The organism is Malaciobacter pacificus, assembly GCF_004214795.1.
Lineage (GTDB): Bacteria > Campylobacterota > Campylobacteria > Campylobacterales > Arcobacteraceae > Malaciobacter_A > Malaciobacter_A pacificus.
Window position 1 is genome coordinate 2,523,178 of the sequence record NZ_CP035928.1, and the last position, 12,841, is coordinate 2,536,018.

Annotated in this window: 12 protein-coding genes; 11 read left to right on the forward strand and 1 reads right to left on the reverse strand. The window is 29.2% G+C overall.

All coding sequences use genetic code 11. The features are described from left to right. Position 1: 1 nt before the first annotated feature. From fabZ to mreC, 5 genes are read left to right on the forward strand one after another with little or no spacing between them, the layout of a single operon-like run. On the forward strand, positions 2-445 hold the full coding sequence (gene fabZ, locus APAC_RS12530) for a 3-hydroxyacyl-ACP dehydratase FabZ (protein ID WP_130234433.1): 444 nt from the start codon (positions 2-4) through the stop codon (positions 443-445). 12 nt (positions 446-457) lie between these two features. Beyond that, the gene (gene lpxA, locus APAC_RS12535) at positions 458-1,240 is read left to right on the forward strand and encodes an acyl-ACP--UDP-N-acetylglucosamine O-acyltransferase (protein WP_130234434.1); all 783 of its coding nucleotides are present in this window, start codon (positions 458-460) and stop codon (positions 1,238-1,240) included. Between the two features lie 4 nt (positions 1,241-1,244). Continuing rightward, entirely contained in the window at positions 1,245-2,465 is a 1,221-nt protein-coding gene (gene clpX / locus APAC_RS12540; protein ID WP_130234435.1) for an ATP-dependent protease ATP-binding subunit ClpX, read from the forward strand. A gap of 13 nt (positions 2,466-2,478) precedes the next feature. After that, positions 2,479-3,510 carry a rod shape-determining protein gene (locus tag APAC_RS12545; protein ID WP_130234436.1) on the forward strand — a complete coding sequence of 344 codons (1,032 nt, stop codon included), beginning with the start codon at positions 2,479-2,481 and terminating at the stop codon, positions 3,508-3,510. Then, positions 3,503-4,279 (forward strand): rod shape-determining protein MreC, encoded by a 777-nt coding sequence (gene mreC, locus APAC_RS12550; RefSeq protein ID WP_130234437.1) that lies wholly within the window; start codon positions 3,503-3,505, stop codon positions 4,277-4,279. The genes APAC_RS12545 and mreC overlap by 8 nt, the downstream gene beginning before the upstream one ends. On the opposite strand, the gene APAC_RS12555 is transcribed toward mreC, so the two are convergent. Next, positions 4,280-4,900: a riboflavin synthase gene (locus tag APAC_RS12555; RefSeq protein WP_130234438.1), complete on the reverse strand. Its 621-nt coding sequence runs from the start codon at positions 4,898-4,900 to the stop codon at positions 4,280-4,282. 145 nt (positions 4,901-5,045) lie between these two features. Here APAC_RS12555 and mnmG point away from each other — a divergent pair, with 145 nt between their 5' ends. From mnmG to APAC_RS12585, 6 genes are all read left to right on the forward strand, one after another. Continuing rightward, positions 5,046-6,917: a tRNA uridine-5-carboxymethylaminomethyl(34) synthesis enzyme MnmG gene (gene mnmG / locus APAC_RS12560; RefSeq protein WP_130234439.1), complete on the forward strand. Its 1,872-nt coding sequence runs from the start codon at positions 5,046-5,048 to the stop codon at positions 6,915-6,917. A 375-nt stretch (positions 6,918-7,292) separates the two neighbouring features. After that, positions 7,293-7,622 carry a hypothetical protein gene (locus tag APAC_RS12565; protein ID WP_130234440.1) on the forward strand — a complete coding sequence of 110 codons (330 nt, stop codon included), beginning with the start codon at positions 7,293-7,295 and terminating at the stop codon, positions 7,620-7,622. Between the two features lie 9 nt (positions 7,623-7,631). Beyond that, positions 7,632-7,997: a hypothetical protein gene (locus APAC_RS12570; RefSeq protein WP_130234441.1), complete on the forward strand. Its 366-nt coding sequence runs from the start codon at positions 7,632-7,634 to the stop codon at positions 7,995-7,997. Between the two features lie 379 nt (positions 7,998-8,376). After that, entirely contained in the window at positions 8,377-9,471 is a 1,095-nt protein-coding gene (locus tag APAC_RS12575) for an AAA family ATPase (RefSeq protein ID WP_130234442.1), read from the forward strand. Positions 9,472-9,672: 201 nt separating this feature from the next. Then, positions 9,673-11,226, forward strand: a complete 1,554-nt coding sequence (locus APAC_RS12580) for an IS1182 family transposase (RefSeq protein ID WP_130234096.1) — start codon at positions 9,673-9,675, stop codon at positions 11,224-11,226. Positions 11,227-11,466: 240 nt separating this feature from the next. Next, positions 11,467-12,684 carry an IS256 family transposase gene (locus APAC_RS12585; protein WP_130234443.1) on the forward strand — a complete coding sequence of 406 codons (1,218 nt, stop codon included), beginning with the start codon at positions 11,467-11,469 and terminating at the stop codon, positions 12,682-12,684. Positions 12,685-12,841 lie beyond the last annotated feature (157 nt).

Sequence of the window (12,841 nt, forward strand, 5' to 3'; positions counted from 1 at the left end):
AATGTTAGATGTAAACGAGATTATGGAAATACTTCCACATAGATACCCATTTTTATTAGTTGATAGAATCACTGATATGGAAAAAGGTAAAAGCGTAATTGGATATAAAAATATATCAATTAGTGAACCAGCTTTCATGGGACACTTCCCAGGACACCCAATTTATCCAGGTGTTTTAATTTTAGAAGGTATGGCACAAGCAGGTGGAGTTTTAGCACTTAAGAGTAATGACTTAACAAAAGAAGAGCTTGCACAAAAAGTTATTTACTTTATGAGTATTGACAAAGCAAAGTTTAGAAGCCCTGTTAAACCAGGTGATAAATTAGAGTACAGAATCGAAGTTAAAAAACTAAGAGGAACATTAATTGTACTTGATGGAAAAGCTTACGTTGATGATGCTTTAGTTGCTGAAGCTGAATTAAAAGCTATGATAGTAGACAAATAATCTAGGTAAATTATGAATAACATTCACAAAACTGCAATAATAGAAGATGGTGCAATTTTAGGTGATAATATCACAGTTGGTGCTTATACTATTATTGGTAAAGATGTTAAAATCGGTGATGGAACAATTATTGATTCTCACACTGTTATTGATGGAAAAACTACAATTGGAAAAGGTAATCATATCTTTTCTCATGCGAGTATTGGTACTATTCCTCAAGATTTAAAATTTAATGGTGAAGATGTAGAACTAATCATCGGTGATAACAACAAGATTAGAGAATATACTCTATTTAACCCAGGAACTGAAGGTGGTGGAGCAAAAACTATCATTGGTTCAAATAATTTATTTATGGGTTACACACACGTTGCACATGATGTAATTATTGGGAATAACTGTGTATTTGCAAATGTTGCAACACTAGCAGGTCATGTTGAGTGTGGTGATTATGTTGTAATTGGAGGATTAACTCCAATTCACCAATTTTGTAAAATCGGTAGCCATGTTATGGTTGGTGGTGGTTCTGTTGTAGTACAAGATATTCCACCATACTGTTTAGCAGAAGGAAATAAAGCTGTTTTAAGAGGATTAAATCTAAATGGTCTTAGAAGAAGATTTGAAAATAGAGATGATATAAATGCAATTAAAACTGCATATAAAGAGCTATTTAGTTCAGGTAATCCTTTACAAGAAACAGCACAAGAAATATTACAAAATAGTAAAAATGAACACGTTTTAGAATTAGCTCAATTTGTAGCTAATACACAACGTGGAATTCCATTTAATAGAAAGTAGAAAAATGAGTAAAATAATATGTGATTTTTGTGGAGCAACAGACAGCGTAGATAATCCTGTTATTTCAGGGGATAATGCTTGTATTTGTAAAGCTTGTATTAGTGCAGCACATGATATTATGCATGGAAATGACCCCCAAGATTATCATCAAGAACAAAATGTACAAACTCAAGAAGAGGTTATTAAATTAAGAACACCTCAAGAGTTAAAAGATATTTTAGATGAGTATGTAATTGGTCAAGACACAGCTAAAAAAGTTTTATCAGTTGCTGTATATAACCACTATAAAAGAATATTTAGACACAATGAAATTGATGATGATACTGAATTAAATAAATCAAATGTTTTATTAATTGGACCAACTGGTTCTGGTAAAACACTACTTGCGCAAACTATTTCTAAATATCTTGATGTTCCTTTAGCAATTGCAGATGCTACTTCACTAACTGAAGCTGGATATGTTGGTGATGATGTTGAAAATGTTGTAACAAGACTTGTTCAAGCAGCAAACGGTGATATTGAAAAAGCTCAAAGAGGAATTATCTTTATTGATGAAGTTGATAAAGTTGCTAGAATGAGTGAAAATAGATCAATCACTAGAGATGTATCAGGAGAGGGAGTTCAACAAGCACTTTTAAAAATTGTTGAAGGAAGTGTTGTAAATGTTCCACCAAAAGGTGGAAGAAAACATCCAGGTCAAGATGCACTTCAAGTTGATACTACAAATATTTTATTTGTTTGTGGTGGAGCTTTTGATGGTCTTGAAGAGATTATCAAGAAAAAACAAGGTGCAAATGTACTTGGATTCAATCAAGATAAAAAATCAAAAAATGATCATGATAAAATCATTTCAAAAGTTGAAACTGATGATTTAGTAAAATATGGGTTAATTCCTGAATTAATTGGTAGACTTCATATGACTGCAACTTTAAATGAAATTACTGAAGATGATATGGTTCATATTTTAACAGAACCTAAAAATGCATTAATAAAACAATATATCAAACTATTTGCGATGGATGAAGTTAATTTAGAGTTTGAGCAAGATGCATTAAAAGAGTTAGCAAAATTAGCGATTGAAAGAAAAACAGGGGCAAGAGGTCTTAGATCAATTTTAGAAGATATTATGCTTGATATTATGTTTGACCTTCCAAAATACAAAAATAAAACAATTACAATAACAAAAGAAGTTGTCTTAAAAAAACAAGAACCAAAAGTAGCTTAAAAAGGAAAACAAAGTGATATTAGATAAATTAGTAGGTCTATTTTCAAATGATATGGCAATAGATTTAGGTACAGCAAATACTATTGTTTCAGTTAAAGGAAAAGGTATTATAATCAACGAACCTTCAGTTGTAGCAGTACAAAAAGATAAATTCGGTAAAGATAGAATTTTAGCAGTTGGACAAGAAGCTAAACAAATGATTGGTAAAACTCCTTTAAGTATCCAAGCTGTTAGACCTATGCAAGATGGTGTTATTGCTGATTTTGAAATGACTGAAAGAATGATCAGATACTTTATTGAAAAAGCACATTCTAGAAAATCATTTATCAGACCTAGAATTATTATCTGTATCCCTTATGGTATTACTCAAGTTGAGAAAAAAGCTGTTGAAGAATCAGCTATGAGTGCAGGAGCTAGAGATGTATATTTAGTTGAAGAGCCAATGGCAGCAGCAATTGGAGCAGGAATTCCTGTATCAGATCCTTCAGGATATGTTGTAGTTGATATTGGTGGAGGTACTACAGAGATTGGTGTAACTTCACTAGGTGGTCTTGTTTTATGTAGATCTATAAAAGTTGCAGGGGATAGATTTGATAAAGCAATTATTGAGTATGTTAGACAAAACTATAATTTATTTATAGGTGAAAGAACTGCTGAAAATATCAAAATAGAGATTGGTACTGCTATAAAACTTGATACTGAATTAAAAATCAAAGTTAAAGGTAGAGATAACTCTGGATTACTTTCAACTATTGAGCTTGGAAGTGAAGGAGTTAGAACTGCATTAAAAGAACCATTAAAAGATATTGTTAGTGCTATTAAAGCCGTACTTGAAAATATGCCACCTGATTTAGCAAGTGATATTGTAGATAATGGAGTTATTGTAACTGGTGGAGGTGCTTTAATTAGAGGATTAGATGAATATTTAGCTGACATAATCAAACTTCCAGTTAAAATTGCAGATGAACCACTATTATCAGTTGCTTATGGTACAAGTGCTGTATTAGATGAGGAAGATTTACTAAAACTAATCACTAATGCGTAAATTTGTTTTTATACTTATTTTTTTAACAGTAGGCTTATTATACTTATTTGAAGTAGATAAGCTTATTACTAAAAACTTTTCTTTTTTTAATGACCTAAAACTATCATATATAGATAAAGTTATAAATATATCAACAACCGTTGAAAAATATTTTAATCAAGCTACTACAATTGAACAATTAAAAGCTGAGAACAAAGAGCTTAAAGAGTATAAAATTTTATATACTTCTACTCAAAAACAACTTGATACTATAAAAGAGTTAATTATTGGACTAAACCCAAGTGAACTTAAACCAAAAATTGAGCTTGTAAAAGTTTTATCATATATTAGTTTTAATGATTTTACAAAGGTTTGGATTGATAAAAAAACTTCAAGTGAAAAAATACTTGGTTTAATTACAGAAAATTATGCAGCTGGGATTGTTGTACAAAAAGATGATAGATCAGTAGCACTTTTAAATGGAAATAAAGAGTGTTCATATGCTGTATTTATTGGTGAAAACAAAGTACCAGGAATCATTACCTCATCAAAAGATGGGAAAGATATGATTATAAAATTTATTCCTATTTGGAGTGAAATAACTAAAGGAGATGAAGTTATAACTTCAGGTATGGATAATATATTCTTTGAAGGTCTTAAAGTAGGAAGAATTACAGAAATAACAACACTACCTGATATGAAAATAGCTACACTAAAACCATATGCAAATGTCTTAGAGAAGAAATATTTCTATACTTATGAGCATGTAGATGCTCAAAGTGCTAAGTAGTTAATACCTAGCCATTATTCCTTCTACATCACTCCAAGAAAGATTATTTTCTTTTTGATTCATACCTTTAAACATATTATAAACATATCTAGCAAACATATCAGTTTCTAGGTTTACTTTTGTTCCAACTTTATATCTCTTAAAAAGTGTATTTTGTATAGTATGAGGAATGATAGTCAGTCTAAAACTATCTTTTAAAACTTCATTTACAGTAAGTGAAACTCCATCAATAGTCACACTACCTTTTGGAATAATATATTTTGAATACTCACTTGGTAAACTTATAAAAAAATCTGTTGAGTTTCCATTATTTTTAATAGAAGTTACTGTTCCTAAACAATCAACATGACCTTGAACAATATGACCTTCAAATCTATCACCCATCATCATAGCAGGTTCCATGTGTACTTCATCTTTATAATTTTCCATTGCTAATATCTTTTGAGACTCAGGTGAAAGCTCAACTGTGAAAGTTCCAGTAGCAATTCTAACAACTGTTAAACATGCTCCATTTATAGCAATCGAGTCTCCAATTTTTGGCTGATATTTAGCTTTTAATGTCAAAAAATTGTTTTGAAAACTAACAACTTTTGCCATCTCTCTTATAAGTCCTGTAAACACTTAAAAAACCTTTTTCTAAATTTTAGATATAATAGCCAAAAAATGATAAGAAGCTAATATTTACTTCTTAGTAGTAAATTTCTTAGATAAGTGGAAGAAAACATTTATCTAAGAAATTTCCATTTGGATTAAACAAAGGAAAATTATGAGTTATGATGTAATAGTAGTTGGTGGTGGACATGCAGGTATTGAAGCATGTTTAGCTGCAGCTAGAATGGGTAAAAAAACCTTACTAATTACTATGTTAGTAGAACAAATCGGAGCAGCTTCTTGTAATCCTGCTGTAGGAGGTCTTGCAAAAGGTCATTTGGTGAGAGAACTTGATGCAATTGGTGGAGAGATGGGTCTTTGTACTGATGCAACTGGTATTCAGTTTAGAATATTAAACGCTTCAAAAGGTGCAGCAGTTCAAGGTAGCCGTGCTCAAATCGATATGGATGAGTACAGAACATACATGAGAAAAGTTTGTCACAGTACACCTAATCTAGAAGTATATCAAGATGAAGTAGCTAGTTTACTTGTAAAAAATGAAAACGAAGTTTATGGTGTAAAAACAAAACTTGGTGAAGAGTTCGAAGCTAAAAAAGTAATCATTACAACAGGTACTTTTATGAAAGGTCTAGTTCATATTGGTGAGAGTCAATATGAAGCTGGTCGTGCTTGGGAATTACCATCTAGTACACTTTCAACTCAACTAAAAGAGCTTGGACTTAGAGTAGGAAGATTAAAAACAGGAACTCCTGCTAGACTTGATGGAGATAGTATTGATTTTAGTGTTATGGATATGCATGGTGGTGACCCTATGCCTTCTCCATTCTCATTTAGAACTGATAAATCAAAATTCAGCCCTACTCAATACCCATGTTACATCACATATACTAGTGAAAAAACACATGAAATCATTAGGTCAAACTTCTATAGAGCACCTTTATTTACAGGTCAAATAGAAGGATTAGGACCTAGATACTGTCCAAGTATTGAAGATAAAGTAAATAGATTTGCTGAACGTGATAGACACCAATTATTCTTAGAACCACAAACAGCAATGTGTACAGAGTACTATATAAATGGTTTATCAACTTCACTTCCAATTGATGTTCAAAAAGAGATGATTCACTCAATTGTTGGATTAGAAAATGCAAAAATCATTAGATATGGATATGCCATTGAGTATGATTATGTTGATCCAACAGAGTTAAAACATACTTTAGAAACTAAAAAGGTTAAAAACCTTTATAATGCTGGGCAAATCAATGCAACAACAGGTTATGAAGAAGCAGCATCTCAAGGACTAATGGCTAGTATCAATGCATGTTTAGCAATAGATGGAAAAGAGCCATTTATTCTAAGACGTGATGAAGCATATATCGGTGTTTTAATTGATGATTTAGTTACAAAAGGAACTAATGAACCATATAGAATGTTTACTTCACGTGCTGAATATAGACTTCTTTTAAGAGAAGAAAATGCCGACTTAAGACTTAGCCAATATGGTCATGAATTTGGATTAATTGATGATGAAACATTTGAAAAAGTTGAACATAAAAGAAAAGTATTAGCTGATGCAGTAGAACTTATGTCAAATGAATGGTTCACTTCAAAAAAAGAAAACCTAGAACTACTAGAAGAACTAGGTGAAGATAGAATCAAAGATAGAGCACTACTAATTGATGTTGTTGGAAGAAACACTGTTACAAAAGAAAAGTTTGATAGATTAGTTCCAAATTTAAGTGAGCTTGATAATTATTTAAAAGAGCAAGTTTTAATTGAAGCAAAATATTATAGATATATTCAAAAACAACAAAAACAAATCGAAAAAATGAAAAAAATGCTTAAAATGAAAATACCAGAAAACTTCAGTTTCAAAGGAATTTCTGGGCTTTCAAATGAAGTTATAGAGAAACTTGAAAAATTTAGACCACCAACACTGTTTAATGCAAGTGAAATTTCTGGAATTACGCCAGCTGCTGTGGATATTATTCATTTACACTTAAATGCGTTAGGCAAAAAACAATAATTAATCAGAATATTGAATCTCTACTTTAAAGTGGAGATTCAACCTCTGGGGTGTGGTTGCAGAACCTTTGGAAGAAAGGGGTATCAATGTTAAGGAATTTGAAATAGGGGAAATGATAATAAAAAATGAAAGTGAATATCACAATGTTAGAACTTTATATATCCCTGACAATTTTACAAAGTTTATTAAAATTAATTCCTCAAAAATTAACTCAAAATTTAAAAGTGAAGAGGATAAATTTATAAAAGAGACTATAACTAATTATCCTTTTGAGAACAAAATTTATAGTCTTGAAAATTGTTTAAATGATTTTAATATATGATTAACTTATTTTAAGATAATATTCAAGAAAATAATAATTTAAAGGTTATAAGTTTGAAAAAGATTATCTTAGTAATTTCTTTTTTTTCAGTTATAGTAAATGCAGCAGTTACTCCCAGGTTTATAAATATTAAAGATTATAAAACTCTGACTAAAAATGAAAAGTCATATTATTTAATGGGTAGTATTGATATGTTAGAAATTCAACTTAAAAATAAATATGGAATAAATAATAACGTGTCATTATGTTTGAAAACAATAGGAAATAGTGGTAAGTATGTAACTTTACTTGATAATTATTTAAACTCAATAGGAACTAAATATGATAATTATTCTACATCAGAAATATTAACAGTAGCTATTGCAGAATATTGTAAAAAATAGTATTAATAAATGAAATTACAGAATATTTTAAAAAAAATAATAAATTTTATAAATTTAGACTTTAATGATATCCCTAATTCAGATTTAGAAAATTTAAAATCTAAAAAACTTTTAATGATAGAATATAATCATATTAATGAGATTTTAAAAAATAAACAAAGTTCAAGAAATAAACTATCTTATTTCTTTATTACGGGTATATTTTTAGTTCTATTTACAGTATTAGAAAAAATATCAACTATTGAATTTAACCAAGGAATTATAACTCTTTTTCTGGTGTTTTTTTTATCATTTGTATTAAGTGATCTTTATCATAGTCATATAATCATAAAGAAAAAAAGAATAATAGTTAAAAAAATACAAGAATTAAATTAATAATTTTATTTAGCCTAAAAGAAAAAATATCTTTTAGGTTTTATCTAAATAAAAAATACTAAAAATTCAAATCTACATTATAATTTTTTTTCATTTCCTCAATTAAAGATATACCCCAGGGGTTGAATCTCCACTTTTAAATTTGTAATATTGCAAAATGAAATATTTTAAATGATTAATCAAAAACTTTATTATTATACTACACCCCAGGAGTTGAATCTCCTAATACTTCACCTCAGGAGTTAAATCTCCACTATTTAGATTTTCACCAATTAATATATCTCACATTTATATTCAATTTTAAATACAATTCCTTGACATTTTTAAATAATGATTATAAAATATAAATTATATTTAAAATTGAATACAAAGGTTTTTTATGCAAACTCCATTTCCTTTTGAAACAATTGCTCCTAAAGAGTTTTTTTATGGAAGACAAAAAGAGCTAGAGGAACTAAAGTCTCATGTAAAAACTTGTTCAAATGTTCTACTTTTTTCTAAAAGAAGAATGGGAAAAAGCACCCTAATAAAAAATCTATTTGAGGAAATAGATAAAGATTATACTGTAATCTATATTGATATTTATAATATTATTACAGCAGAGGATTTTGGTAAACTATTGTTAAATGGCATAACAAAAAGTCAAAAAGGTGATATAAAATCATCTATACTAAAACTTACACAATTCTTTAAAAGAACAAAAGTAGAACCAACATTTGACCCGCAAAGTGGAGAAATGGGAATAAGAGCAGTTACAACAGCTTTGAGTTTTGATGAACTTATGGAAGACTCTTTTAATGCTTTGTTTAAATTAGCAAAAGAGAAAAATGTAATTTTAGCAATAGATGAATTTCAACAAATTGCAGATATTAAAAATGTAAAAATAGATGCCATTTTAAGAAAATATATGCAAGAAGCAAAAAATATATCTTATATATTTTTAGGTTCAAAAAGAAATATCTTAAACTCTTTATTTGCATATAAATCACCTTTATATGCAATGGCAACTCCTATGTCTTTACAGCCATTGCAATTAGATGATATTTATAACTACTCAAAAAAACATTTGAATATCTCAAAAGAAATCGTAGAATATATATATAATTTGAGTGCAAAAGAGACAAAACTAATTCAAATGATTCTTCATAGAATATATGTAGAAAAAGATAATATAGAAAAAATAGATGAAAATCTTGTAGATAAAATTTTAGAAACTATATTAATATCAAAAAATGACCATTATAAATCTCTTTTTGAGTTTTTTAGTACAAATCAAAAAAAAGCTTTTAAACTTTTAGCAAAACACGAAAGAGAACTCTTTCACGAAAAAATATTAAGAGAAGAAAATATTTCAAGACCTTCTATGCAATCATCTTTGAATCAGTTATTTGCAAAAGAGTTTATTGATAAAGAAGATGGAGAATATTTTATTCCTGATAGAGCTTTTGAATTATGGGCAAAGAAAAAATTGTAAAAGATAAGTTTTAAAACTTATCTTTCGAGACTGTTCAGAGTTTTGTGTCAGTAACCGATAGGTTCTAAAATTATAACATAGTCTTTCTTATTCACGAAATATCTGCGCCAAAACCTACAGAGACTGTGAAAGAACTAAAGCCGTTGATAACAGAAAATTAGCTAAAATATAGATATCATAGATTAATAAAAAGGCTTTACAATGCCGAACTACAAAGAAGGTTTAGACCGTAATCAACAACTTCTTTTTCCTCCTAGTTTAGATGAATATGTTGATGAAAATAATCCAGTAAGAGCTATTGATAGTTATGTTGATAGTATTGATTTAGCTTCTTTAGGAGTATTTACTAATAATGGTGGTTTGGAAGGTCAACCAGCATATCATCCAGCACTACTTTTAAAAATTTATCTCTATGGATATCTAAATAGTATTAGAAGTTCTAGAAAGCTTGAGCGTGAGATTAAACGTAATGTTGAAATGATGTGGCTATGTGAAGGATTAACTCCTGGATATAAAACTATTGCTAACTTTCGTAAAGATAATCCTTCAGTGTTAAAACAACTATTTCGTGACTTTGTAATATTATGTCGTTCTGTTGATTTAATTGATGGAGAAGTTGTTGCTATTGATGGAGCTTTTTTAAGAGCTAATGCCTCAAAGAATCAACTTATCTCTGAAAAAATGACTCTTAAAGATATGGAATCAGTTGATGAGAAAATAACAGAGTATCTAAATTCCCTAGAATACAGTGATAGTTGTGAGAATAAAGAAACTAAACCTCTTGTTTGTAAGCAACATATTGACCGACTTAAAAAGCGTAAAGCCAAACTAAATGATGATCTGAATATTCTCAAAGAACATCAAGTAAAACAGTATTGTAAAAGTGATCCTGATGCGACCTTAATGACTAAACCAGCACATCACTTGGTAGCTTATAATTCTCAAATTGCTGTTGATGGAAAATATAAGTTCATAGTTGCTACTGATATTTCTAGTAAAGGGGTAGACCACGATCAACTTTATCCAATGGCAACACAAGCTAAAGAAGTTATTGATAATGAACAAATGAAAGTAGCAGCTGATGCAGGTTATTATAATTCCAAAGAGATCAAGCGATGTAGTGATGAAGGGATTGATGTTTATATTCCTGAACCAGACAAGCAAAAGAAGCAAAAAGATAAAGGGAAGTTTCCAAGAGATTCATTCACTTATGATGAAATCAATGACTGTTATATTTGTCCAAATGAAAAAGTGATGAAGCGGAAAAAAACTACTTTTGAGCAAAATGGTATAAAACGCTTTATGTATTTTGGTACTGGTTCTGTATGTAAAGTTTGTCCAATACGTTCACAATGTATTCCTGAAAAAACTCCTGCAAAACGTCTTTGGCGTTGGGAACATGAAGAAGTTGTCACTGCACACCGTGCAAAGATGAATACACAAGAAGCTAAAGTGATGATTCAACAGCGTGCAGAATTAGTTGAACACCCATTTGGGACAATCAAACAAAATCTTGGCTGGAGTCATTTTCTAGTACGGGGTAAAATAAAAGTTGCTGGAGAGAATGCTCTTATTATGCTTACCTATAATTTTAGAAGATTATTAAATCTAATTGGTATTACACTGTTTAAAAAGCTAATAAAAGCCAGTAAAAGTGGCAATATTGAAGATATAAAACAAGAAATAGCAGAGTACATTGCAGTTCTAGTCTTTTTTAAAGCTTTTTATCATCGAAAAATGAGTTTATACATTTAAATATTGAAAAATATTCTTTAACTCGATTCTTTTTACTTACATAGGAGTTAGTTCTTTCACAGTCTCTACAGGTTGTGGAACTATATATTAAAGATAAATAATAACTAAGGTAGAATAAATAAAATCAAATAAGAGGTACTCTTTCCTTGAAAAGGTAGTGTAAAAATAACTGTGTAAATCCAAAAATATCAATTTATTAGATAGAATTTATCTAGTAGATTTATTTAAAGGATTTACATTATGGGTATACTAAATAAAGAAGAATTACGAAAACAAATAAGAGAAGGTAAAGAGGTATCATTAGATGGTATTTTAGATGAATTTAAAGGCTTACTAAAAGAAGCTTTACAAACTGCTACACAAGAAGAACTTACTTCACATCTAGGTTATGATAAAAATCAAGAATCTCAAAATCCAAATTATAGAAATGGTTATAGTAAAAAAACATTAAAATCCAAATATGGAGAAGTAGATGTTGAAATACCAAGGGATAGAGACAGTTCCTTTGAACCTAAGCTTGTTCCAAAAAGAGAAAGACTATTAAAAGGTAGTGAAGATTTAATTCTTTCACTTTATACAAAAGGAATGAGTGTAAGGGATATACAACATCATTTAGATGATTTATATGGATATGAACTATCAGAACAAACAATATCAAATATTACAAGTGCAATAATAGAAAAAGCTAAAGAGTGGCAAAATCGTCCCTTAGAATCTATCTATCCTATTATCTTTATGGATGCCACAGTTTTAAAAATTAGAGTAGATAGAGTTGTTAAAAATATAGCAGCATATATAATGCTAGGAGTTACACTTGAAGGTAAAAAAGAGATAATAGGTATTTGGATAGGAGAAAATGAAAGTTCGAAATATTGGCTTACCCTTTTAAATGAATTAAAAAATAGAGGTGTTGAAGATGTATTAATCTTTGCAATAGATGGTTTAAATGGATTTAACCAAGCAATACAAGCTGTTTATCCACAAGCTGAAATACAAAGATGCATTGTTCATCAAATACGTTCTTCACTTCGTTATGTATCTTGGAAAGATAGAAAAGCAGTTGCAAAGGATTTAAAAACTATTTATACTGCAAATACAGAAGAAGATGCACAACTTGCTCTAACAGAATTCAATGATATTTGGGGTAAAAAATATCCTCATATTTCTCAGTCTTGGAGTAATAACTGGAATGAATTATCAACTTTTTTCAAATATCCACAAGCGATTAAAACTTTGATTTATACCACTAATCCAATTGAATCATTAAATTCAAATATCAAAAGAAAAACTAAATCAAAAGGTTCATTTCCAACCATAGATTCAGCATTTAAATTATTATACTTAGCAACACAGGAGGTTCAAGAAAAATGGAAAAAAAGTAGTATGAGAAATTGGAGTGAGATTTACCCTCAACTTAGCATATTTTTCAGTGAAATTATGGAAAAATACACTAAGTGATTAAAAGGTAACTGGTGGATTTACACAGTTTATTTTACAGGGTCCTTGAAAATAAAAAATATTATATTATTATCATTACTTTTTATATCTATAAGTGCCATAGTATATTTCAATACAGAAACTCACTTAAAACAAAGAATAGATTTAGTTGGAGTGG

What these genes read in the sequence shown, in the direction of transcription:
- fabZ (WP_130234433.1), top strand. Translation starts at nt 2, where the DNA reads ATGTTAGATGTAAACGAGATTATGGAAATACTTCCACATAGATACCCA.
- lpxA (WP_130234434.1), top strand. Translation starts at nt 458, where the DNA reads ATGAATAACATTCACAAAACTGCAATAATAGAAGATGGTGCAATTTTA.
- clpX (WP_130234435.1), top strand. Translation starts at nt 1,245, where the DNA reads ATGAGTAAAATAATATGTGATTTTTGTGGAGCAACAGACAGCGTAGAT.
- mreC (WP_130234437.1), top strand. Translation starts at nt 3,503, where the DNA reads ATGCGTAAATTTGTTTTTATACTTATTTTTTTAACAGTAGGCTTATTA.
- mnmG (WP_130234439.1), top strand. Translation starts at nt 5,046, where the DNA reads ATGAGTTATGATGTAATAGTAGTTGGTGGTGGACATGCAGGTATTGAA.
- APAC_RS12570 (WP_130234441.1), top strand. Translation starts at nt 7,632, where the DNA reads ATGAAATTACAGAATATTTTAAAAAAAATAATAAATTTTATAAATTTA.
- APAC_RS12575 (WP_130234442.1), top strand. Translation starts at nt 8,377, where the DNA reads ATGCAAACTCCATTTCCTTTTGAAACAATTGCTCCTAAAGAGTTTTTT.
- APAC_RS12580 (WP_130234096.1), top strand. Translation starts at nt 9,673, where the DNA reads ATGCCGAACTACAAAGAAGGTTTAGACCGTAATCAACAACTTCTTTTT.
- APAC_RS12585 (WP_130234443.1), top strand. Translation starts at nt 11,467, where the DNA reads ATGGGTATACTAAATAAAGAAGAATTACGAAAACAAATAAGAGAAGGT.